The organism is Plantibacter lichenum (assembly GCF_050587525.1).
GTDB lineage: Bacteria > Actinomycetota > Actinomycetes > Actinomycetales > Microbacteriaceae > Plantibacter.
This window is the reverse complement of the sequence record NZ_JBOBFT010000001.1, coordinates 283,437-307,450: the sequence shown is the minus strand read 5'-3', so window position 1 is coordinate 307,450 and position 24,014 is coordinate 283,437. Positions and strand designations below refer to the sequence as shown.

The window sequence follows — 24,014 nt, the reverse complement described above, 5'->3', positions numbered from 1 at the left end:
ACGGATGGAGCATCGAATGGGTATCGAAGACATCACGAACAAGGCCAAGGAATTCCTCAACGACAACAAGGTCAAGGACGCGCTCAAGAGCGAACAGGCCGAAGACATCAGCGACAAGCTGCTCGATGGCGTCGCCGGCGCGGCCAACAAGGTCACGGGCGGCAAGTTCGAGGAGCAGATCGAGAGTGCTCGCGACGCCGCTGACAAGGCCGTCGGCACGGAGTAGTCTCCCGCCCGTCCTGTCACCCCTCCCGCCGAGGTGAGGCTTCCGGTCGTTCGACTGCATGCGAAACGACCGGAAGCCTCACCTCGGCGTCTGTGCGTCTGGGCGCGGGCGGGCGCGGGTGCGGGTCGGGCGGGGCGGGGCCGGGTGGGGCGTCAGGCGGCGAACTGACGCTGGATGGCGATCGCGGCGGCACCACGGGCCCAGGCGGAGAAGTCGGGATCGCCGATGATGACGTCCACGGGATCCGCATCCGGGTCGCGATCCGCGGCGAGAGCGGCACGCATCGCATCCTCGGCGACGTGCGCGAGCGCGATCCCCTCACCCGAGAGGACGACCGTGCTCACCATCGCCAGGTTCGCAGCCGCAGCGATGAGACGACCGAGCGCTCTACCCGACGCCTGCACGACCTGCGCGGCGACGGCCTGACCGGCGGCGGGTGCGCCGTAGACGGCGGTGGCGGCGGTTGAACGAACCGTGCTCGCGGGCGAGACGGTTGGTCTGGAATCGTCGACGGCGTCCGCGGCGAGCGACAGCAGTTCGTCGTAGCCGACCTCTCGCCCGATGCCGACGCTCGCCGCAGAGCACATCGCGGGGATCGAGAGCATCGCCGACGAGCAGCCGCGGTGGCCTGCGACGCACAGTGGTCCGGTCGGATCGAGCGGGAAGTGCCCGCCCAGGCCGAGGCCCGTGTCCGGCGTCGTGACCTGCCGGCCGTGGATCACGAGCCCGTAGCCGACGCCGGCGCCCGTCGTGATGACCGCGAAGTTCGCGATGCCGCGCGCCCGCCCGAACCAGTGCTCCGCTTCGGTGAGCGCCACGACGTCGTTCTCGACGGTCGCCGGCACGCCGAAGCGCTCTTCGATGAGCCCGCCGAGGTCGATGCCGCGCCACTCGAGGAACGGTGCGCGCGTCACGATGCGGGAGTCGAGGACCTTGCCGCCGATGCTCACGCCGATCGCGGAGAGCGGGGCGTCCTCAATCTCGGAACTGAGGGCGTCGACGATCGAGCCGATGGCGTCGAGCGCGTCGGCGGGTTCGTGGCCCCGGAGGTCGGCGATCGCCGTTCCGAGGGCGTTCGCGCGGAGGTCGGTCACGACGCCGAGCGCTTGATCGCCGGTGAGCTTGATGCCGATGAAGCGCTGCGCGTCGATGCGGACGTCGAGCGGTTTCGCGGGTCGGCCTACGGCGCCGTCGAGATGCTCAGGGCCTTCCACGAAGAGTCCGCGGTCGAGGAACGGCTTGCTGAGGCGGGTGAGGCTCGCGGGGGAGAGGCCGAGGCGACGACCGAGTTCGCCGCGGGCGATGGGTCCGTGGATGAGGACCTCGCGTGCGAGACCGCGGCTGGAATCCCCGAGATCGGGGAAGGTGTCCGTCGTCATTGAGCGCCTCCTCTTGGTCGGAATTATTCCATGACGGACTGAATCGGCGCTACCGCAGGGGCCATTTGGCACCGATTTGTGGCCGCTGCGGACGAAATCGGTTTCGAACTCGTCCTTGACACGGCTATTCGTTTCGTCGTAGAACTATTCCATGCATCGACGCAGCCCGCTCCTCACCACCTGCTCCGAGATCCACCTGAGCCGTGGCGGAACGAGTGTTGTGCTCGACACGACCACGGCGGGCATGCCGACGATCCTCCACTGGGGCGAATCCCTCGGGGCGCTCAGTTCGGACGAACTGCGCGGGATGGCCGTCGCGGCCAGGCCGCAACGCGTCTCCGGCTCGATCGATGAACCGGCCCGCCTCACGGTCCTCCCGCAGGAGTCGGCCGGCTGGCAGGGCACACCAGGCCTCGTCGGGAGCCGCGGCGGCCGCGACTTCTCGCCCAACATCCGGCTGATCGGGATCGAGCATGGCGCGAGCGAGGACGATGCCTCCGTCACGTTGATCGGCGAGGACCCGGACGCGCGGCTCCGCGTCATCGTCTCCCTCCGCATCGACGGCGCCGGTCTCCTCCACCAGCAGCTCACCCTCGAGAACCTCGGCGAGACCGACTACGACCTCATCGAACTCGGCGCGGCGTTCCCCCTCCCGCACACGGCCACGGAGGTCCTCGACACGACGGGCCGGCACCTCCGGGAACGCTCGCCGCAGCGCCACGCCCTCACCGTCGGCCGCTACGACCGCGAGAGCCGCAAGGGCCGCCCGGGCGCCGACGCCACGCTGCTCCTCGCCGCGGGAACCCCCGGCTTCGGGTTCGAGCGCGGACTCGTCCACGCCGCCCACCTCGCGTGGAGCGGCAACCATCGGATGTCGGTCGAGCGGACGATCACGGGTCAGAGCTTCCTGCGCGCAGCCGAACTCCTCGCAGCCGGCGAGATCCGCCTCGCGCCGGGCGAGCGCTACAGCACGCCCGATGCCATCGCCTCGTGGGGAGACGGCCTCACCGCGCTCTCCAGCCGTTTCCACACGATGCTGCGCAGCCGCCCCCGGCACCCGTCCACGCCGCGTCCCGTCACCCTCAACACCTGGGAGGCCGTCTACTTCGACCTCGACCTGGACCGGCTGAAGGCGATCGCCGATGCCGGAGCACGCGTCGGCGCGGAACGGTTCGTCCTCGACGACGGCTGGTTCCTCGGTCGCCGCGACGACACCGCCGGTCTCGGCGACTGGTTCGTCGACGAAGCCGTGCTGCCGGACGGGCTGCGCCCGCTCATCGACCACGTGACCGACCTCGGCCTGCAGTTCGGGCTGTGGGTCGAGCCGGAGATGGTGAACCCGGACTCGGAGCTCGCTCGTGCGCACCCCGACTGGATCCTCCGGGCGAGGTCGGGGGAGGGCGAGCGCCTCCCCGTCTCCGCCCGCCAACAGCAGGTCCTCGACCTCTCGAACCCGGCCGCCTCCGCCTACCTCCTCGAACGCCTCGACGCGCTCCTGACCGAGAACGACATCTCGTACCTCAAGTGGGACCACAATCGCGATCTGCTCGAAGCGGGCGGGCTCGACGGGCGCGCCGCCGTGCACGCCAACGTCACGGCGCTGTACCGGCTGTTCGACGAGCTCGTCGTGCGGCACCCGGCCGTGGAGATCGAGAGCTGCGCATCGGGCGGTGCGCGAGTCGACCTCGGCATCCTGGAGCACACCGACCGCATCTGGACGAGCGACTGCGTGGACCCGATCGAGCGACTCACGATCCAGAAGTACACGAACCTCCTCGTCCCCTACGAGCTCATGGGCGCGCACATCGGCGGACCGCACTCCGACTCGACCGGTCGACGCCATGACCTCGGACTGCGAGCCGGCGTCGCCTTCCCCGGTCACTTCGGCATCGAGTGGGACCTCAGCACGGTGAGCGATGCGGACCTCGACGACGTCGCGGCGTGGGTCACGGCGCACAAACGTCACCGCGAGCTCCTCCACACGGGCCGCGCGGTCTTCGCCGACCACCCGGATCCCGCGATCGACGTCCGCGGCGTCGTCGCACACGATCGCTCGGCTGCCGTCTTCACCTACGCGCTCACCGCGTCGACGGCGGCGTACCCGGCCGGTCCCATCACGTTCCCCGGCCTCGACGACGCGCGCAGCTACCGAGTCGAGCTCGCCGAGCCGACCGCCGTCCTCGGCGGCCCGGGCCAGTCGCCCCTGGGCTGGGCGGCAGCAGGCGCAGCAGGCGACGCAGTAGCCGCAGCAGCAGCGACCACCCCCGTCACCCTCTCGGGCCGCGCCCTCCGCACGACCGGCGTGCAAGCCCCCGTCCTCTTCCCCGAGCAGCTCCTGCTCATCGACATCACCGCGGTCGAACCGTCCACAACGGACTGATCGACCACCAGCGCAAGGAGGCGCGATCGTGCAGACACACCCCCACAACCGGACTCACCACCCCCACCGGGTCCGTCGTCGTGCGATCGCCGGCGCCCTCGGCGTCGCACTCGCGGCTGCGGCCCTCACCGGCTGCTCCACCTCGGCCGGCAGCGATGTCGTGACCCTCGACTTCTTCCAGTTCAAGCCGGAGGCGATCAAGGACTTCGCCAAGATCATCACGGACTTCGAGGCGAAGAACCCCGACATCAAGGTGATCCAGAACGCGGTCCCCGATGCCGACACGGCCATCCGCACGCTCCTCGTGAAGAACAAGGTGCCCGACGTCCTCACCCTCAACGTGAGCGGCAACTACGCCGAACTCGCCCGAGCGTGCGTGTTCGCGGACCTGTCCGACGAGCCCGTCGCGAAGACCGTGAACCCGGCCGTGCAAAACATCGTGCAGACGCTCGGCAGCTGCGACGAGCAGGGCGGGGCGCCGGAGGTCAACTCCCTCCCGTTCGCGAGCAACGCCTCCGGCATCATCTACAACCCGGAGCTCTTCCAGCAGGCCGGCGTCCAGGTGCCGACCACGTGGGACGAACTGATCGCCGCGGCGAAGACGTTCCAGGACCAGGGCATCGCCCCGCTGTACTGCACGATGAAGGACGCCTGGACCGCCGGACCGGCCTTCGTCAACATCGGCGGCGCCCTCATGCCGAAGGGCTTCTTCGACGACCTCCGTGCCGAGGGGGCGAACGTCTCGGGCGGCAAGGTGTCCTTCACGAAGGACTTCACACCCGCGATGGAGAAGGAGGTCGAACTCTTCTCCTACTGCCAGAAGGACTACGCCAGCCGCGACTACAACGCGGGCAACGCGGCGTTCGCCAAGGGGAAATCCGCGATGTACCTGCAGGGCTCCTACGCGATCCCCGCGATCCGCGTGACCGACCCGGACGCCCCCATCGCGACGTTCCCCTACCCCGTCACGAACGACCCGGACAAGCGCATCGTCGTCTCCGGCGTCGACGTCGGCATCTCCATCGGCCGCGGCACCAAGCACCCCGCTGAAGCCAAACGCTTTCTCGACTACCTCATGTCCCCTGAGGTCGTCACGGCGTACTCGAAGACGCAGAGCACCTTCTCGCCGCTCGTCGACGCCGCACCCAACACCGACCCGGCACTCGCCGGCCTGGAGCCGTACTTCTCGAAGGGGAAGATCATCGGCTTCATCGACCACCAGATCCCCGCGTCGATCCCCCTCACGAACCTCCTCCAGTCGATGGTGATCACCGGCGACCCGAAGACGTTCGTCCGCGACCTCGACACCGAATGGTCGAAGGTCGCCACCCGATCAGCAACCGCACGAGAGGGCAAGTGATGACCGCCACAGCCCCGCAGGCACAGTCGCCCGCGACCCAGCCAGACCTCCCGCCCACGAACGCCGCGACCCCGCCGACGAGAGTGCGACGGGAGAGCCCCCGCCGCCGAGGACGCGTCCCCCGCGCCTTCTACTGGATGGTCGTCCCGGCCGTCGTGATCTTCTTCGGGCTCCACACCATCCCCGTGCTCACCGGCATGTTCTTCAGCTTCACGAACTACGCCGGCTACGGGAACTGGAGCCTCGTCGGCCTCTCCAACTACATCAACCTGTTCCAGGACAGCCGCGTCCTCAACTCCTACGGCTTCACGTTCTTCTTCGCGATCGTCTCCACGATCCTCGTGAACGTCATCGCCCTCGCCATCGCGCTGGGGCTGAACGCCAACATCAAGTTCCGGACGGCGTTCCGCGGGATCTTCTTCATCCCGTACGTGCTCGCGATCCTCATCATCGGGTACGTGTTCAACTACCTGTTCGCGAACTCGTTGCCGTCGATCGCCGAGGGCCTCGGGCTCCCGGCGGGCAATCTCCTCGCGGACCCGTCGTTCGCGTGGGTCGGCATTGTCATCACGACCGTGTGGCAGGCCGCCGCGTTCAACATCATCCTGTACCTGGCCGGCCTCCAGACGATCCCGGGCGAGCTGTACGAGGCTGCCGCGATCGACGGCGCGCAGACCTGGCGGCGGTTCCGATCGATCACCTTCCCGCTCATCGGCGCGTACTTCACCATCAACATGGTGCTGTCGTTCAAGTCGTTCCTGCAGGTCTTCGACCAGATCGTGGCCCTGACGAACGGCGGCCCCGGCACGTCCACCGAATCCATCGCGATGGTCATCTACCGCGGCGGATTCCAGGGCGGCGAGTACGGCTACCAGATGGCGAACGCGGTCGTGTACCTCTTCGTCATCATCCTGGTGTCATTCATCCAGCTGCGGTTCCTGCAGCGCAGGGAGGCAACGATCTGATGTCCGCGACCACCACAGAAACCCGTTCCGTCACGACCGCGCATCACAGCGCCCGTGAACACCGCAACCGCCGGCCGGTCCTCGCGACGCTCAGCGGCGGCAACGGAGGCACCAACTGGTGGCTCACCGCCCTCATCGCGGTGTGCTCGCTCACGGTGCTCATCCCGCTGTACTTCACGATCATCACGGCGCTGAAGTCCCCCGACCAGCTGGGCGGCACGGGCTTCGAGCTGCCGACGAGCATCCGATGGGAGAACTTCGCCGACGCCTACGAGCTCACGAACTTCCCCCGCGCGCTCCTCAACACGGCGCTCATCACCGTGGGGGCCGTGGTCCTGACGCTCGTCACGAACTCGCTCGTCGCCTACGCGATCGCCCGCAACATGCACCGCAAGTTCTTCAAGGGGTTGTACTTCTACTTCCTCGCGGCGATCTTCGTGCCGTTCCCGATCATCATGCTGCCGGTCGTCAAGGAGACCGCGCTCCTGGGACTCGACACCCCCGTCGGCCTCGTGCTGCTGTACACGGTCTACGGGCTCTCTTTCAACATCTTCATCTTCACCGCCTACATCAACTCGATCCCCATCGAGCTGGAGGAGGCGGCGCGGATGGACGGGGCCGGCACGTGGGGCGTGTTCTGGAAGGTCGTGTTCCCGCTCCTCGCACCGATGAACGCGACCGTCGGCATCCTGACCTGCGTGTGGGCGTGGAACGACTTCCTGCTGCCGCTCGTCATCCTGTCCGACCCGTCGGCGCAGACGCTCCCGCTCGCCCAGTACGTCTTCCAAGGACAGTTCAACACCAACTACACCGTCGCATTCGCCTCCTACCTGATGGCGCTGGCACCACTGCTCGTGGTCTACATCGTCGCTCAGAAGTGGGTCGTGAGCGGTGTGATGAGAGGATCGGTCAAGTGACCATCGAAACAACCGAGACATCCGTTCCGTCGGCCGGCTCCGCGGCAGTCCTGGAGGCCGCCGGCAGCCCCGCCGGCAGCCCCGCATGGTGGTCCGATGCCGTGGTCTACCAGATCTATCCGCGCAGTTTCGCGGACGGCGACGGCGACGGGGTCGGCGACCTCGCAGGCATCCGCTCTCGCCTCGACCACCTGCAGCAGTTGGGCGTCGACGTCATCTGGCTGTCGCCGATCTACCGCTCGCCGCAGGCCGACAACGGCTACGACATCAGCGACTATCAGGACATCGACCCGCTCTTCGGCACGCTCGAGGAGTTCGACGAGCTCCTCGCAGAGGTGCACGCGGCCGGCATGAAGCTCGTGATGGACCTCGTCGTGAACCACACGAGCGACGAACACGCGTGGTTCGAGGCGTCCAGGTCGTCGAAGGACGATCCGAAGCGCGACTGGTACGTCTGGCGTGACGCGGTCGTCGACGAGCACGGCGTCCCCGGCCCGCCGACCGCGTGGCGGAGCGCGTTCAGCGGACCCGCATGGACGCTCGACGAGACGACCGGCCAGTACTACCTGCACATGTTCGCGGCCAAGCAGCCGGACCTCAACTGGGACAACCCCGAGACGCGCGCCGCCGTGTACTCGATGATGAACTGGTGGCTGGATCGCGGAGTCGACGGCTTCCGCATGGACGTCATCAACCTCATCGCGAAGGACCCGTCGTCGCTCGTCGCCGGCGCTCCGCACATGGTCATGGGGCCGCAGATCCACGATCACCTGCAGGAGATGCACCGTGAGGTGTTCTCCGGGCGTGAGCGGCAGTTCATCACGGTCGGCGAGATGCCCGGCGTGACGGTCGACGACGCCGTGCTCTTCACCGATCCGTCACGGCGCGAGCTCGACATGGTGTTCCAGTTCGAGCACGTCGGCCTCGACCACGGGCCGAAGTGGAAGTTCGACAACGTGCCGCTCTCGCTCGTCGAGCTCAAGCGCTCGCTGTCGCGGTGGCAGACGGGTCTCGCCGATGCGGGCTGGAACAGCCTCTACTTCGGCAACCACGACCAGCCGCGATCGCTGTCCCGGTTCGGTGATGACGGTGCGCATCGCTTCGAGTCGGCGACGCTCCTCGCGACCGTGCTGCACCTGCATCGCGGGACGCCGTACATCTACCAGGGTGACGAGATCGGGATGGCGAACGTGCAGTTCACCTCGCTGGATCAGTATCGCGACATCGAATCGATCAACTGGTTCGCCGATGCGCTGGCAGACGGGTGGACCGAGGAGGAGGCGCTCGAGTCGTTGCGCTTCCGGAGTCGTGACAACGCGCGGACGCCCGTGCAGTGGACGGACGGTCCCGGTGCCGGCTTCACCGAGGGCGAACCGTGGATCGAGGTCGCTCCGGACGTCGCGACGGTCAACGTCGAGGCCGACCGCGCCGCGGGTGCACGTTCCGTGTTCGGGTACTACCAACGGCTCATCGCGTTGCGGCACGAGCTGCCCGTCGTGGCTCTCGGAGAGTTCGCGTTGCTCGCGCCGGAGCACCCGACGCTGTACGCGTTCACGCGCACGCTCGGCGACGACCGGCTGCTCGTGCTCGCGAACTGGTCCGGTGAGGAGCTCGTGCTGACCGATTCCGGTGCCGGTGATGCCGAGTTCGATGCTGCGCTCGCGTCCTTCGTGTCGGCGGACGCTGAGCTCCTGATCGGCAACGTGCCGGATGCGGCCGCGCGCGGCATCGCGTCGCCACTCGCCCCGTGGGAGGCCCGAGTCCTCCGCATCGCTCCCTGAGCGTCCCGGTCCCTGAGCGTCCCGGTCCCTGAGCGTCCCGGTCCCTGAGCCTGTCGAAGGGCGTCGCTTTGACTGCCCACTCCGGTCCCTGAGCCTGTCGAAGGGCGCTTCGACAGGCTCAGCGACCGGGCACGCGACCCGCCGGGGACAGAGCGTCAGAGCCAGTCGTTGCGCTTGAACTGCCAGTAGAGGATGCCGGAAGCGGCGACCATCAGGCCGAGCGAAACCCAGTATCCGGCCACGGTGTTGATGAGCGGATACTTGACGTTCATGCCGTAGAAACCGGTGACGAGGGTGGGGACCGCGATGATCGCCGCCCAGCTCGTGACCTTCTTCATGACGAGGTTCATCCGGTTGCCCTGGGCCGTGAGGTTCGTGTCGATGATGGTCGACACGAGATCACGGAGCGAATCCGTCCAATCGGCCACCCGGAGCGTGTGGTCGTAGACGTCCTGGAAGTACGGCTGCAGCACCTTGTCGTCGACGAACTCGCCCTCGACCCGCATGAACTCGGTCGTGATCTCGCGCATCGGCAGGGCGAGACGCCGCAGCGTGACGAGGTGCTTGTGCGCCGTGTACGCGTCGCGCTGGATCTCGATGGTGTTGGGCCGGTCCTCGAAGACCGCCTCCTCGAGTGCATCGACTCGCTCGTCGAGTTCCTGCACGGTGTCGAAGTGCGTGTCGACGACGGTGTCCATCAGACCCCAGACCAGCGCACCGACTCCGGCCTTCGTGATGCTCGGATGCGCGTCCCAGCGCTCCAGAACCTTCGTCATGTCGAAGTCGTCGTGTTTGCGGACGGTGACGAGAGCGTTCTTCGTGATGAACGCATCGACCTCGTGCTTCACGAGACGGCCAGGACCGGATGGCGACGTGGGGGCTTTCGTGCCGTCGTCGTCTCCCGCGTCGGGCAGGCTGATCGCGTACGCGCTGAGGAACAGGTGCGATTCGTAGCGGTCGAGCTTCGCTCGCTGGTGCTCGGCGATCGCGTCCTCGACGGCGAGGGGGTGCAGCGAGAGCTCGTCGACGATCGATCGCAGATCGTCGATCGTGGGGGAGGCGAAGTCGACCCAGACGGTGTTCTTCTCGTCGACGATGAGGTCGGACACCTCGCTCATGTCGAAGTCCTCGCGCTGCAGTTTCCCGTCGCGGTAGAGCCTGGTTCGTGGCATGGGTTCAGCTTAGGAGCCGGTGCTGTGACCCCGCCCACCTCAGACCTCCGTTTTCGTGCAAGAAGTGCCCACGAAAACGGCGGTCTTGCACGAAAACGGAGGTTTGTGGTCGTCGGGCGTCACACAGGAATAGGCGAAGCCGACATGTGCTTGGCTTCAGTGCAAGCCCGCCCCCTGAGCCCGTCGAGGAGCACCCCCAACACCCAACTAACCGTCGAGCCCGCTCCCTGAGCGTGTCGAGGGGCGCTTCGACACGCTCAGCGATCGGGCTGGACGTTGGGCGGGGCACTTCGACAAGCTTGACAACACCTTTTGCCGCAGACGCATCCGACGGCATGGCGACTGGGCGCGAGGAATCGGTGCGCGGGCACGATCATGCGCGCGCCCCACTGCTCATGAACCGGTATCCGAGTTCGCACGTCCGCCGCCAGTAGACGAAAGAGAGCAGGAGCGAGGCGACCGCGGCGCTGAGAACGGCTACGACGGCGGATTGCCAGAGGAGGACGCCCAGTGCCGCCAAGGGGATGGTGATGGCGTAGGTGACGACGGTGGAGGGTACGGACAGCCACGCTGCGCGCTGCTCCAGGGTGAGGACCTCACCGCTGAAATTCTCGACGACGTACGCGGGTACCGCGACGAGATAGGCCCCACTGAGGATCCAGACAAGGGCCATGTCGGTGTCGTCTCCTCCGAAGAGTCGGGCGAGCAGCGGCACGGATGCCGCGACTCCCATGGCGGCGGCGAGGCTCGGCCAGATCACATATCGGAAGCCTCGGTTTGCCACGGCGTGCGCCGCGCGCTCACTCCGGCCCCGCGCGTACGCGATGAAGACGCCGGCGGTGCTGAGAGCGGCTTGTGGGACGCGGCAATACAGTGTCCAGACCTTGGTGGCAACAGCCGCCGCGGCGATCGTGCCGACATCCAGCCGGGAGATGAGCATAAACGGCACGACCGCCGCGGCATAGTTGTTCATCTGTCGCAAGCCCACACCGAGGCTCGTCCGCAGCATCGAGCCGGTGAGCGCGATGAACCCAGTGTCATGTTCCGCCGCCTCGACGGATTCGCTCCTACGGCGGCGCAGATGCCAGCTGAGGACGATGCCGCCGCCGCCGGCGGTCAGGATCTGCGCGACGACTGTGGCGGCGGCGACCGACATAACGGGGTTCTCCGTCCAGGAGGAGACCGGTCCGTAGATGAGGGCGGCGTTGAACAGAGCGTTCAGGAAGAACCCGATGACGATCATCCAGATAGAGGCACGTTTACGTCCGAGGATCCGAAGCGTCACCGAGATCGCTGCGAGTGTCAGGGTGAATGGCACGCCGACCATGCGGACGGCGACGTAGCCAGCCGCGACGTCGGCCACGGAGCGATCCGAACCGACGACCTCGAACAACAGCGGCGTTAGTGTCGCAGCGGCTATGCCGACGACGGTCCACAGCCCCGTGATCGCGAAGAGGGCGCCGATCAGACGCGGGAAGTCCCGCCACGTCGACGAACGTCCTTCGGCACGCGCCAGACGAGCGGCGTAGACGTCGACGACCCCCGCGAAGAATGCCATGTAGAGGAGGGTCACGAGGTCGCCTAGCCCGACGGCGGCTACCATCACGATTCCGAAGGGCGCGATAAACGCGAGGTCGACCGCACCGTAACCGACGCTGATGACATCGATGGCGAACATCGTGCCCGCGAACGACAGGAAGGTCCGCGGGCCGAGCACGGTGTGGGGCGAGGCGTTCTCGTCCTCCGATGTCGATTCGGCGGGCCCTGTCATTGGGGTCGTCCTTGATCGAACCGGCGGCGCGCAGCCTCGATCATCCTCCGCGACTCCCTGGGGTCGCAGGTCGCCGAGGTCGACCGCATGGATGCCAGTGTCTCGTCGTTCCCAGTGCACTGCGACACCGTCGGGGTAGCCCCAGGTATGTCTGCGAGATGCCGCACGAAGGAATCGCGGACCATTCTCTGCTCCGTCGTGCGGTGCGCCCGCCGACGATGCGACGCCCAACAAGGCGACCTTGACGCCGTCCAGGCGTTCCGCGCTGTCACGGACAGGAATGCCACCGAAACCGTGCTTGGGGAGGAAGAACATGACGCCCACCACATTTCCGAGAAGTGGGTGGGTCGGACCTCATTCGTCCACCCCACCCACTCACTCACTTGGCCAGGATGGCGTCGAGTTCAGCGTCGATCGACGCGTCGGCCGCGAGGCGCTGTGCAGCGACCTGCGTGTTGAACTCCTCCTCGAAGAAGACCACCTGGGACGGAGCGCGGAAGAACGCCGGGCTCTTCTCGTAGTTCTTGACGGTCATTGTCATTCCCTTCGTGAGGAAGGCCACGCTCGCGAGAGCTATTGCGGCCTTCTTCCGTACGCACCTCGGAGTGCGTGGGGTCGAAGCTAACACGACCCAGTCCAGGGGATTGGCTTCGGGCAGTGGGCCTGACCACATGCTCGCCATCTAGAGTTTCAGAATTCTTGAATTCCGTCAAAAAGTCCCGTAAACACTGATCGGAGACTCCGCCCACCCTCGCCCGGGTGCCGCAAAAGTTGTCCCCCAAAGTGAGGACGTACCGAACTTCCGCGAATTCTGCAGCCCGGGCGTGTCCGGGTCGCAGAGTCGACGTTTGATGGGCGGAGGACGTTTTGCCTCCCTCGGTGAGGACTTCGACAGGCGGCACACAGGTTTCGCGACGTTCACCGTCACACAGGAATAGCCCACAACCGCGTGTGCTTGGCTTCAGTGGAACCAATCCGCAACGCACGCTCTGGAGGAACATCCATGTCAGCACCCCGCACCGCACTCGGCACCTCGGACCTCTCCGTCTTCCCGCTCGCCCTCGGCGGAAACGTCTTCGGCTGGACGGCCGACCGGGACGCCTCGTTCGAGATCCTCGACGCGTACACCGCGGCAGGCGGCAACTTCATCGACACGGCCGACGGCTACTCGCACTGGGTCCCCGGTCACACGGGCGGTGAGTCGGAGACGATCATCGGCGAGTGGGTGAACGCACGCGGCAACCGCGATGACGTCGTCATCGCCACGAAGGTGAGCACGCACCCGCAGTTCGCCGGCCTGTCCGCCGCCAACATCGCTGCTGCCGCCGATGCGTCCCTGCAGCGCCTCGGCACCGACCACATCGACCTCTACTACGCGCACTTCGACGACGAGACCGTTCCGCTCGAGGAGACGGTCACGGCGCTGTCCGCGCTCGTCGACGCCGGCAAGGTCCGCAACATCGCGATCTCCAACTACACGGCCGCACGCATCGCCGAGTGGTTCGAGATCACCGATGCGAAGGGCCTCCACCGCGCCGTCGCGCTGCAGCCGCACTACAACCTCGTGGAGCGCGACTTCGAAGGCGAACTGGCGACGATCGCGGAGCGCGAGTCGCTCGCCGTCGTCCCGTACTTCTCGCTCGCGAAGGGCTTCCTCACGGGCAAGTACCGCGATGGCGTGACGGTCGACAGTCCGCGTGCCGAGGGCGCCGGAGCGTACCTCGACGACCGTGGTCGCCGCGTCCTGTCGGTCCTCGACGACGTCGCCGCCGCCCACAGCGCCTCGCTCGCCTCCGTGTCGCTCGCGTGGCTCCGTCAGCAGCCGACGGTCGTCGCCCCCATCGCGAGCGCGACGTCACTCACGCAGCTTGCCGACCTCGTGGCCTCAGCGACGCTGCAGCTGACCGAGGACGAGGTCGCGGCGCTGTCGTTCGCCTCCGCGACGGAGCCCGCCTCCGCCTGATCGATGCCGTCGGGGCGTGAGCGGCGGCGGGTCCTCGACTCGGCGTCGCTCACCCCTTGGCCTGACGACGGTAGGCGCTCGGCGATGCGCCGTGGTGCTTCTGGAACTGTCGAGAGAAGTAGAGGGCGTCCGTGTAGCCGACCGCATGGGCGACACCGGAGACGGCGAGCGAGGTCGTGTCGAGGAGATCGCGCGCCCGCGCCATCCGCAGACTGTTCTGGTACGACAGGACCCCGTGACCGGTGGCCTGCGAGAACAGCGCGGCGAAGTGCGATGAACTGAGACCGGCGAGTGATGCGAGTTCAGCGACGCTCGTCCGGGTGCCGATGCGTTCCTGCAGGTAGGCGAGCGCCTGGCGGACGGGATCCTCCCGCTGCGGAGCATCGACCTGGTCGGCGGCGAGCATCGCCAGGAGATGCCACGCCGCCCCGGAAGCGGCGAGCAGCGTCGGGACCGATTCGTCGGTCTCCATCCGCGTCAGCGCTTCGTCGATGAGGGCTGTCGAACGATACAGGTCGCGCACCCGCAACACGGGTCTGTTCGTCGAGACCCGCATCGCGTCGAGCAGTTCCGGGACGTCCGAACCGGCGACGTGCATCCACCAGATGGTCCACGGGTCATCGGGGTTCGATCCATACTCGTGCGCGACACCGGGCTCGATCACGAGTACTTGCCCGGCCTCGATCGCATGGATCTCGTCCGACGCGTCGAGCCGGCACCAGCCGGATCCTTCCGTGCAGAGGATCACGATGGCCTGCCGGCTGCCCTGCGGACGACTCCTGCGGTGCGCGATGGCGTGCGGGAAGACGCCGCAGTCGGTCACGACGAGCCGACCGGTGACGGGTCGATCGAGCACGATCCGCACGAGTGGGTGAGGCATCACCTGCAACCGTTGCCCGGGGAACCCTTCCTTGAGATACATGGACCAACTGACGCACGGAATCAGCGTTTTGTCCATATTTGTCGTGAGAACTGATATTCCCCGGCGTGTGGGGCCGAACCTAGTGTTGGCCGCATGCTCACCGCAGAGTCCACGATCACGCTCCCGTCCATCCCGGCGTCGCAGCAGTCGCGAGCCGTCGCCGCTTGGCGCGAACCGCTCGTGATCGACAGCTATCTCCCCGAAGCCCCAGACCGGTTCCCAGCCTTCCTCGAGAAGCGCGTCTACCAGGGGTCGTCTGGCCAGGTGTATCCGATGCCGTTCTTCGAGCGCATCAGCCAGACGAAGACGCCGCACGCCTGGGACGCGATCCACATCGAGAACGAGTGGATCCGGCTCGTCATCCTGCCCGAGCTCGGCGGTCGCATCCACATCGCATACGACAAGACCAACGGGTACGACTTCTTCTACCGCAACAACGTCATCAAGCCGGCGCTCGTCGGTGTGCTCGGCCCTTGGATCTCCGGTGGGGTCGAGTTCAACTGGCCGCAGCACCACCGGCCGGCGACGATGCTCCCGACCGACTCGTTCATCGAGTTCGAGGACGACGGAGCCGTGACCGTGTGGTGCTCCGACCTCGACCCGTTCACCCGGATGAAGGGCATGCACGGCATTCGTCTCCACCCTGACAAGGCAGTCGTCGAGGCGCGGGTCCGCCTGTTCAACCGCACCGACGACACGCAGACCTTCCTGTGGTGGGCGAACGTGGCCGCGCGGGTCGACGACGGCTACCAATCGTTCTTCCCCACGGACGTGCACGCCGTCGCCGACCATGCGAAGCGGGCGATGAGCGCGTTCCCGAGGGCGACGGGCGACTACTACGGCATCGATTACCCGTCGCGGGTCAGCGCGGATCGCCCGGACGCCGACCGCATCGATTGGTACCGCAACATCCCCGTCCCCACCTCGTACATGTGCTTGGGAACTCAGGACGACTTCTTCGGCGGATACGACCACGGGCGTGGGGCTGGGTTCGTCCACTGGGCGGACCACCACATCTCCCCGGGGAAGAAGCAGTGGACGTGGGGCAATGCGCCGTTCGGCTGGGCATGGGACCGCAACCTGACCGACGGCGACGGCGCATACGTCGAGCTCATGGCCGGTGTCTACACGGACAACCAGCCGGACTTCTCCTTCCTCACGCCGGGGGAGACGAAGACGTTCAGCCAGTACTGGTTCCCGATCCAGGGAGTCGGGACGGTGCAGCAGGCGACGCTCGACGTCGCCGTGCATTTCGAACGGGTGGATGCAGGATCGGAGACCGGAGCGCAGGTCGAATCGCACGCCGAATCGGAGACCGGGCGGCCCACGATGTCGCTGGGCGTCGTGACGACGGGCGTCCGGGACGGCGTTCTGGTCTCGATCCGCCGCGCGGCCGACGACGCGGAGCTGTGGGCGGTGACCGCCGACCTCGGTCCCGGACGTGCGCTGGTGGAGACGGTCACCCTGGACGAGGTGTCCGATGAGCACGACGTCGCCCTCGTGGTGGAGCACGGCGGCCAGGTGCTCCTGCGGTGGCAGCCGCGACGCGATGACGAGGCTCCGACCGAGTTGCCCGACCCTGCGCGTGAACCGGAGGCGCCGGAGGCCATCGCGTCCGCGGACGAGCTCTACCTGACCGGAGTCCACCTCGAGCAGTTCCGGCATGCGACGCGTTCGCCGGAACCGTACTGGCGAGAGGCGCTTCGACGCGATCCCGGCGATGTGCGCTCCAACACGGCGCTCGCAGCTCGTCTGTACCGTTCCGGTCGGTACGAGGAGGCACGGGACCTCCTGGAGACGGCCGTCGCCCGTGCCACATCGCTCAACCCGAATCCGTCCGACGGTGAAGCCCACTACCGGCTCGGCGTCGTGCTGCATCGGCTCGGTCGCCCATCCGAAGCCGTCGACCGGTTGTCGAAGGCGGCTTGGAACTCGGCCTGGCGGGTCCCCGCGTGGATCCTCCTCGCGAGGATCGCCGCGACGGGCGGTGACCGTGCGGAAGCGCTCCGGCTCGTGGAGCAGGTCCTCCGGCTGGACGTCGATCACATCCAGGCGCGGGGCATCCGCGCGGTCGTCCTGCGGGCACTCGGCCGGAGAACGGAGGCCGAGACCCAGCTCGCGGACACGCTCGCGCTCGATCCGCTGGACCAGTGGTCGCGTGATCTCGCGGGGCTCACCCTCACGGACGACCCGCAAGCGCTCGTCGATCTCGCGCTCGAGTACCGGTCCATCGGGGAACACGCGGACGCGCTCCGCCTGCTCGACCTCGCCTCGTCCGTCCATCGCTCGACCGCGAACGCAGGCCGGAACAACGCGGCGCCGTTCATCGAGTACTACCGCTCCGACGCTCTGCTCGCGCTCGGCAGACCTGCGGACGCGGAGGCTGCGCGTGCTCGGGCCCGGCAGGTCGATGCGACGAACGCCCTGCCGGGGCGCCTCGACGACGCGGACGTCCTCGCCACGGTCATCGATCTCGAACCGCAGGATGCGCGGGCGTTCGCGTTGTCGGGTCATTGGCACTACGCACAGCGGCGGTATGCCGAGGCGATCGAGCTCTGGCGACGTGCCGTCGTCCTCGATCCCTCCGATGCGATCGTGTGGCGGAACCTCGGCATCGCCGCGTTCAACGTCTCGGGGGAGCCCGATGAGGCCGAGCGCTGCTACCGGAACGCACTCGACGCGGCTCCAGGGGATGCGAAGCTCCAGTACGAGTTCGATCAGCTGCAGAAGCGGTCGGCGGTCGACCCCGCCGTGCGGCTCGAACGGTTGCGGACGATGCCTGACCTCGTCGCCCAGCGTGACGACCTGACGACCGAGTTCGCGACGCTGCTCGTCATCGCCGGCGGCGCAGCCGACCGCCGTGCCGCGGTCGATATCCTCCGTTCTCGGGCGTTCCAGCCGTGGGAGGGCGGTGAGGGCGTGGTCCTCGCCGCCTGGGATCTCGCTCAGCTCGCCATCGCGAGAGACCATCTCGCCGCAGGAGAACCGGAGCTCGCCATCGCCGCCGTTCAGGAGGCGTTCGACGCCCCGGTCTCGCTCGGTGAGGCCCGTCATGAACTGGCGAACTGCTCGGAGCTCTGGCTCACGCTCGGCGATGCGCTCGATGCCGCGGGACGCGGGGCGGAGGCGCTCGAGGCGTGGACGGAGGCGGCCTCGGCCCGGGGGGACTTCCAGCGCATGGCGCCCCTGGCCTACTCCGAGCGCACCTACTGGTCCGTACTCGCCTGGCGCAGGCTCGGTCGCGAGGACCTGGCCGCCGAGCTGATCGCGGGCCTCTCGGCTCACGTCGCCGAGCTCGAGGACACGGTCCCTGAGATCGACTACTTCGCGACGTCGCTGCCGACCATGCTCCTCTTCGTCGAGGATCTGCAGCAGATGCAGGACGTGCACGTCGCCCTGTTGCGGGCGCAGCTCGATTCGCTCGTCGTGGACTGACCTGCACCCTCATCCAGCACATCGACCGCAAGCGCAAGGAGGCGCCATGAGCACGATGATCGATCATCCAGGCACGGGTGGTGCGGACGCCGCACCGCCGGAAGGGGCCGGCACCCCACCGGCCCCGCGCATCAGGACCAAGCGCCACGGGCGGGCATCGAGTCCGCTCTCGGCCGCGAACCGCAATGACTGGAAGCTCGGCTGGCTCCTCGTCGTCCCGGCGATCGCCGGGTTCCTCGTCTTCGCGCTCTACCCCACCCTCCGTGGCATCTACCTGAGCTTCACGAACTTCCGCGTCCTCACGCCGCCCACCTGGATCGGCCTCGCCAACTACGAGAAGCTCCTCGGCGACAAGGTGTTCTGGGCGTCACTGTTGACGACCTTGCACTTCGTCGTCCTCGCGGTCGTCATCGGCCTCGGCGTCTCCCTCGCGACCGCCGTGATCCTGCACCGGGTGACGAAGTCGACGATCATGCGCGGGCTCATCATCCTCCCGTTCCTCATCTCGAGCGTCGTCGCCGGTGTCGTCTGGTCGTGGATGCTGGACTCGCAGCTCGGCATCGTCAATCTGTGGCTGAACGGCCTGACGGGGGAGACCGTCAAATTCCTCAGCGACCGGGCCTGGGTCATCCCCTCGCTCGCCGTCATCACGGTGTGGAAGTCGATGGGCTACACGACGATCCTCATCTTCGCGGGACTCCAGACCATCCCGGAGCACGTCTACGAAGCCGCGAGGATGGACGGCGCGAACGAACTGCAGATGTTCCGCCGCATCACCCTGCCGCTCCTCCGCCCCATCATGGCGATGGTCACGATCCTGACGCTCATCAGCGCGTTCCAGGTGTTCGACATCGTGCAGGTCACAACGAAGGGCGGCCCCGCGAACGCGTCGAACGTCCTGCAGATGTACATCTACGACAAAGCATTCGGGCAATTCGACTTCGGCTATGCGGCCACGATGTCGCTGGCCCTGTTCGCGATGCTCATGATCATCTCGTTCACCCAGATGCGCCTCATGCGGGCATCGCAGTCGGACACGAACTAGGAGCGCGCCATGACCACCGAACTGAGCACCGCACCGCGCGAGACCTCCGCTGGCGCACCCGCCGACGCGCCGTCCCGGACACCGCTTCGACGGTCCCGGCGACTGCCGTCGCCCGGCCGGATGCTCGCCTGGCTGTACCTCGTCATCATCCTCGTCATCACGATCTTCCCCTTCTACTGGATGCTCCGCACCGCGCTCTCGAACAACCACGCGCTCACGACGCATCCCACCTCGCTCCTGCCCGTCGACTTCACGCTCGGCCCCTTCATGCGAGCGCTCGGGCTGTCGTCGGTCGAGGACGCACGGGCCGAGGGAGGGTCCGGTGCCGCACTCGACCTCGGGATCTATCTCCGCAACTCCGTGGTCTACGCAGGCATCGCGACGTTCTGCCAGGTGTTCTTCGCGGCGCTCGCCGCGTACTCGTTCTCGCGGCTGCAGTGGAAGGGCCGCGACCTCGTGTTCGGCATCCTCTTCACGGCGCTCATGCTGCCGGCCATCCTCACCCTGCTGCCCAACTTCGTCCTCATCAAGGACCTCGGGCTCATGAACAGCTTCGCCGGGCTCATCCTGCCCGGCGCGTTCTTCAGCGCGTTCAACATCTTCTTCCTCAGACAGTTCTTCCTCGGGCTCAACCGCGAGATCGAGGAGGCGGCGGTCATCGACGGCGCCGGCAAGATGCGCATCCTCTTCCAGGTGGTCATGCCGACCGCGTCCGGACCGATCGTGACCCTCACGATCCTCGGCTTCATCACCTACTGGAACGACTACTTCTGGCCGCTCCTGATCGCCGGGGACCGCAACGTGCAACCGCTCACGCTCGCGCTCGCTGTGTTCAAGCAGTCCTCGCCGCAGGTCGCCCCGGACTGGGCCGGCCTCATGGCCGCTTCGCTCCTCGCGGCCCTCCCGATGCTCGTGCTGTTCATGGTGTTCGGCAAGCGCATCGTCAACTCCCTCGGGTTCACCGGCATCCGCTGATCGCACCCGCTTCCCTGTACGACCCTTCCTTCCGCACCACCCTTCCCTGCACGCCTCAATCACAGGAGATCGAATGAACCGCAAGAGAGTGCTGGCGCTCGTCGCCGGTGTCGCCGTCGCCATCCCCCTCGCCGCATGCTCGGGAGGCGGTGGAGGCGGATCCTCCGATGCCGGCGGCGCCGTGCAGTGGTGGACGTGGGACGACAAGCAGGCCGTGTCCTACGCGAAGTGCGTCGACGGATTCGAGGAGGCGAATCCGGGTGTCAAGGTCGACATCTCGCAGTACGCGTGGGACGACTACTGGACGAAGATCACCACGGGCTTCGTCGCGGGGACGGCTCCGGACGCGTTCCAGAACAACACGAGCTTCTACCCGGAATATGTCGACCAGGGACAGCTCCTGCCGCTCGACGACCTGATCGCCTCGTCGAAGTTCGACCTCGACGCCATCGGCACGGGCATCGACTCGTGGACGTACTCCGACGACAAGCTGTACGGCATCCCGATGGACTGGGCGACGATCGGCTTCTTCTACAACGCAGACCAGCTGACGGCCGCCGGACTCACGGAGGACGCCGTCGACACGATGACGTGGAACCCCAAGGACGGCGGCACGTTCGACAAGGTCGTCGCCCACCTGACGGTCGACGCGAACGGTGTACGCGGTGACGAGCCCGGCTTCGACAAGACGAAGGTCGCCGTCTACGGCACGGGCACCATCGGCACGAACGGTCTCAACGGGCAGGACAGCTGGGGCTCGTTCCTCTCGACGACCGGCTGGACGCTCGGCGCCGACACGAACTGGCCCACGTCGTTCGACTACTCCGCGCCGGAGTTCGTCGCCGCGATGAACTACTTCCGAGGACTCGCCGATCGCGGCTTCTCGCCGCACGAGGGCGACTTCACGCAGGGAGCGGTGGAACAGCTCGGATCCGGGAAGGTCGCGATGGTCGTCGGCGGGTCCTGGTACGCGCCGTCGTTCAACGCGCTGAAGGACATGAAGGTCGGCATCGCACCGTCCGTGCTCGGTGAAGACGGCAAGCGCTCATCGCTCACCAACTCGAACGCGAACTCGATCTGGCAGGGCAGTCCCCGCACCGAGAACGCGTGGAAGTGGGTCTCGTACATGGGGTCCGAGGCCTGCCAGAGCGCTGCGGGCGTCGACGGGACGTTCTTCCCGTCGATCCAGGCGTCGATGGACGTCACCGCGAAGGCGATGCTCGAGCAGGGCATCGACGTGAAGCCGTACACCGATCAGTTCGCGGACGGGACGCTGTTCACCACGCCGATGTTCCGCAGCGGCCAGGAGCTGGGTTCCACGATCACACCGATGTTCCAAGCGTTCTTCGCCGGCGAGCGTGACGACGACGTGTTCGCCGAGATGGACGACGCCAGCAGGCAGATCCTGGGCGGCTGATCGCCCGAGGAGCAGCCGCAGGGGATGACGGCGCGCCTGCGCCGTCATCCCCTGCCACGAATCAACCACCGAACCCATCGCCCCGTACCGAGGAGAACCCAGCCGTGACCACCGACTCTCAGACCAGCGAGCCGTCGCTCGAAGCCGTCCACCTGCGCGCGGGAGGGACGAGCGTCGTCGTCGCGACGGGCGACCGGCGCCTTCCCCGCATCGTGCACTGGGGTTTCGACCTCGGCGACCTCGACGATGCCGCCCTCGCGGACGTCGTCCGCTCCGCGCTGCCCGGGATCGGCGACAGCGCGGTGACCTATCCGCAGCCCGTGCCGATCGTGCCGCAGCTCGCGGAGGGATGGATGGGCAGGCCGGGCGTTCGCGGAGGCAGCGCGGGGACCCGATGGGCTCCGCGATTCGACGGCGCCCGCTACGGCGTCGTCGCAGCGGGCGAGCACGGCGAGGGAATCGAGCATGCCGATGGCGCTGCGGCGCTCCGGTGTGAAGCGGTCGACGACGCCTACGGCCTGCGGCTGATCATCGAGATCGAGGTCCTCGCATCCGGGCTCGTCCGGCAGCGTGCGACGTTCGTCAACGAGCACGGCGCCGACTACCGGCTCGACGCCCTCGAACTCGCGTTCCCCGTGCCGTCGGCGGCGACCGAGGTCCTCGATCTGACCGGCCGGTGGGCGCTCGAACGCGTGCCGCAACGGCGGCCGTTCCACGTGGGCGAGTGGGTGCGGGAGAGCCGTGGCGGCAAACCCGGCCTCGAACACACGCTCCTCCTGGCGGCCGGCGAAGCAGGCTTCGGCTTCCGTTCCGGACTCGTGTGGGCCGTGCACCTCGCGTGGAGCGGGAACCAGGTGCTCGCAGCGGAACGCATGCCAACCGGTGAGCGACGGCTCGTGTCCGGCGAGCTCATCCTCTCCGATGAGGTCGTCATCGCGGAAGGTTCCGAGTACACGACGCCGTGGATGTACGGCTCCTGGGGCGACGGCCTCGACGAGCTGGCGGGTCGGTTCCACGACCACCTGCGTTCACGCGACTCGCATCCCGGATCGCCGCGTCCCGTCATCATGAACACGTGGGAGGCGGTCTACTTCGACCACGACCTCGACACCCTCAGTCGCCTCGCCGAGCAGGGAGCAGCGCTCGGCGTGGAACGGTTCGTGGTCGACGACGGCTGGTTCACCGGGAGGCGCGACGATACGACGTCCCTCGGCGACTGGACGGTCGACGGGCTCGTCTGGCCGGACGGCCTCGAACCGCTCGCCGACCGCGTCCGTGAGCTCGGCATGGACTTCGGGCTCTGGTTCGAGCCCGAGATGATCAACGTCGACTCGGAGCTGAGCCGCGCGCACCCGGAGTGGATCTTCGACGCAGGCCACGGCATCGGCCTGCCCTCTCGTCACCAGCACGTGCTGGACCTCGGGCACCCGGAGGCGTGGGAGTACGTGCACGCGCACGTGACCGAGCTCGTCGGGCGGCTCGGGATCGCGTACATCAAGTGGGACCACAACCGGTACCTGCTCGATGCGGGGCACACGCCGAGCGGGCGACCCGGTGTGCGTGAGCAGACGCTCGCGGCCTACCGGTTGATGGCGGCGCTGAAGGCGGAGCATCCGGGCCTCGAGATCGAGTCGTGCGCGAGCGGCGGCGGGCGGATCGACCTCGGCGTCCTCGAACACACCGATCGGGTGTGGCCGAGCGATTGCAACGACCCGCACGAGCGGCTCGAGATCCAGCGGTGGACGGGTCTGCTCGTGCCGCCGGAACTCCAGGGCACGCATCTCGGTGCCGAGGAATCGCACACGACGCATCGCGTGCACCCGCTCGACTACCGTGCCGAGAAAGCCCTCTGGGGGCACTTCGGACTCGAGATCAACGTGCTGGAATCGTCGGACGAGGAGCGGTCGGCGATCGGCGCGTGGATCGCCTTCCACCTCGAGCACCGGGCCCTGCTCCACTCCGGCCGGGTGGTCCACGCCGACCTCTCGAACGCGGCTCTCCGCTTGGAGGGCGTGGTCGCGACGGATCGCAGCGAGGCGCTGTACGCGTTCAGCGTGGTGGAACGGCCGTCCACGTGGCCGCCCGGTCGTGTGACGCTGCCCGGGCTCGAATCCGATCGGAGGTACCGCGTCGAAGCCGTGCACCCCGGATCGCCGTTCTCCCATGAGGCGCAGCCCGGCTGGCTGCGCACCGGGGTGGTGCTGCCAGGGCGGGTGCTCGGCGGCCTCGGCGTCGAGGCGCCCTCGCTCGATCCCGACCGCTCGATGCTGTTCCGCGTCACGACGGCCTGACCCCGGTCTGCGGCC

17 protein-coding genes are annotated in these 24,014 nt (G+C 67.4%); 12 read left to right on the top strand and 5 right to left on the bottom strand.

The features are described 5' to 3' along the window. The first annotated feature begins 16 nt into the window (after positions 1 to 16). On the top strand, positions 17 to 226 hold the full coding sequence (locus ACQ3HB_RS01375; RefSeq protein ID WP_430917030.1) for an antitoxin: 210 nt from the start codon (positions 17 to 19) through the stop codon (positions 224 to 226). Positions 227 to 378: 152 nt separating this feature from the next. Here the strand turns inward: ACQ3HB_RS01375 and ACQ3HB_RS01370 are convergent, their stop codons facing one another. After that, on the bottom strand, positions 379 to 1,605 hold the full coding sequence (locus ACQ3HB_RS01370) for an ROK family protein (RefSeq protein WP_430917029.1): 1,227 nt from the start codon (positions 1,603 to 1,605) through the stop codon (positions 379 to 381). 151 nt (positions 1,606 to 1,756) lie between these two features. Here ACQ3HB_RS01370 and ACQ3HB_RS01365 point away from each other — a divergent pair, with 151 nt between their 5' ends. Genes ACQ3HB_RS01365 through ACQ3HB_RS01345 form a run of 5 tightly spaced genes read left to right on the top strand, consistent with a single transcriptional unit; the run spans position 1,757 to position 9,008 of the window. Further along, entirely contained in the window at positions 1,757 to 3,985 is a 2,229-nt protein-coding gene (locus ACQ3HB_RS01365) for an alpha-galactosidase (RefSeq protein WP_430917027.1), read from the top strand. Positions 3,986 to 4,013: 28 nt separating this feature from the next. Further along, positions 4,014 to 5,345 (top strand): ABC transporter substrate-binding protein, encoded by a 1,332-nt coding sequence (locus ACQ3HB_RS01360; protein ID WP_430917026.1) that lies wholly within the window; start codon positions 4,014 to 4,016, stop codon positions 5,343 to 5,345. After that, positions 5,345 to 6,310 (top strand): carbohydrate ABC transporter permease, encoded by a 966-nt coding sequence (locus ACQ3HB_RS01355; RefSeq protein WP_430917024.1) that lies wholly within the window; start codon positions 5,345 to 5,347, stop codon positions 6,308 to 6,310. The genes ACQ3HB_RS01360 and ACQ3HB_RS01355 overlap by 1 nt, the downstream gene beginning before the upstream one ends. Then, positions 6,310 to 7,227 (top strand): carbohydrate ABC transporter permease, encoded by a 918-nt coding sequence (locus ACQ3HB_RS01350; protein WP_430917022.1) that lies wholly within the window; start codon positions 6,310 to 6,312, stop codon positions 7,225 to 7,227. The genes ACQ3HB_RS01355 and ACQ3HB_RS01350 overlap by 1 nt, the downstream gene beginning before the upstream one ends. Beyond that, positions 7,224 to 9,008 carry a glycoside hydrolase family 13 protein gene (locus ACQ3HB_RS01345; RefSeq protein WP_430917021.1) on the top strand — a complete coding sequence of 595 codons (1,785 nt, stop codon included), beginning with the start codon at positions 7,224 to 7,226 and terminating at the stop codon, positions 9,006 to 9,008. Before ACQ3HB_RS01350 ends, ACQ3HB_RS01345 begins: the two co-directional genes overlap by 4 nt. Positions 9,009 to 9,163: 155 nt before the next feature. Here the strand turns inward: ACQ3HB_RS01345 and ACQ3HB_RS01340 are convergent, their stop codons facing one another. From ACQ3HB_RS01340 to ACQ3HB_RS01330, 3 genes are all read right to left on the bottom strand, one after another. Next, positions 9,164 to 10,180: a magnesium transporter CorA family protein gene (locus ACQ3HB_RS01340; RefSeq protein ID WP_430917019.1), complete on the bottom strand. Its 1,017-nt coding sequence runs from the start codon at positions 10,178 to 10,180 to the stop codon at positions 9,164 to 9,166. A 373-nt stretch (positions 10,181 to 10,553) separates the two neighbouring features. Next, entirely contained in the window at positions 10,554 to 11,951 is a 1,398-nt protein-coding gene (locus tag ACQ3HB_RS01335; protein WP_430917017.1) for an MATE family efflux transporter, read from the bottom strand. 379 nt (positions 11,952 to 12,330) lie between these two features. After that, positions 12,331 to 12,486, bottom strand: coding sequence for a hypothetical protein (locus ACQ3HB_RS01330; protein ID WP_430917015.1), 156 nt, complete (start codon positions 12,484 to 12,486; stop codon positions 12,331 to 12,333). 468 nt (positions 12,487 to 12,954) lie between these two features. Between ACQ3HB_RS01330 and ACQ3HB_RS01325 the strand changes: the two genes are divergently transcribed. Continuing rightward, positions 12,955 to 13,914 carry an aldo/keto reductase gene (locus ACQ3HB_RS01325; protein WP_430917013.1) on the top strand — a complete coding sequence of 320 codons (960 nt, stop codon included), beginning with the start codon at positions 12,955 to 12,957 and terminating at the stop codon, positions 13,912 to 13,914. Between the two features lie 49 nt (positions 13,915 to 13,963). Here ACQ3HB_RS01325 and ACQ3HB_RS01320 read toward each other — a convergent pair whose 3' ends face one another. Continuing rightward, positions 13,964 to 14,794 (bottom strand): helix-turn-helix domain-containing protein, encoded by an 831-nt coding sequence (locus ACQ3HB_RS01320; protein WP_430917012.1) that lies wholly within the window; start codon positions 14,792 to 14,794, stop codon positions 13,964 to 13,966. Between the two features lie 135 nt (positions 14,795 to 14,929). On the opposite strand from ACQ3HB_RS01320, the gene ACQ3HB_RS01315 reads away from it, so the two are divergent. From ACQ3HB_RS01315 to ACQ3HB_RS01295, 5 genes are all read left to right on the top strand, one after another. Next, positions 14,930 to 18,271 carry a tetratricopeptide repeat protein gene (locus ACQ3HB_RS01315; RefSeq protein WP_430917010.1) on the top strand — a complete coding sequence of 1,114 codons (3,342 nt, stop codon included), beginning with the start codon at positions 14,930 to 14,932 and terminating at the stop codon, positions 18,269 to 18,271. 46 nt (positions 18,272 to 18,317) lie between these two features. Next, complete coding sequence (locus ACQ3HB_RS01310) at positions 18,318 to 19,316, top strand: carbohydrate ABC transporter permease (protein ID WP_430917008.1); 999 nt, start codon at positions 18,318 to 18,320, stop codon at positions 19,314 to 19,316. Positions 19,317 to 19,325: 9 nt separating this feature from the next. Next, positions 19,326 to 20,291: a carbohydrate ABC transporter permease gene (locus tag ACQ3HB_RS01305; RefSeq protein ID WP_430917006.1), complete on the top strand. Its 966-nt coding sequence runs from the start codon at positions 19,326 to 19,328 to the stop codon at positions 20,289 to 20,291. A 73-nt stretch (positions 20,292 to 20,364) separates the two neighbouring features. After that, entirely contained in the window at positions 20,365 to 21,708 is a 1,344-nt protein-coding gene (locus ACQ3HB_RS01300; RefSeq protein ID WP_430917005.1) for an ABC transporter substrate-binding protein, read from the top strand. 104 nt (positions 21,709 to 21,812) lie between these two features. Further along, positions 21,813 to 23,999: an alpha-galactosidase gene (locus tag ACQ3HB_RS01295; RefSeq protein ID WP_430917003.1), complete on the top strand. Its 2,187-nt coding sequence runs from the start codon at positions 21,813 to 21,815 to the stop codon at positions 23,997 to 23,999. The last annotated feature ends 15 nt before the right edge of the window (positions 24,000 to 24,014 follow it).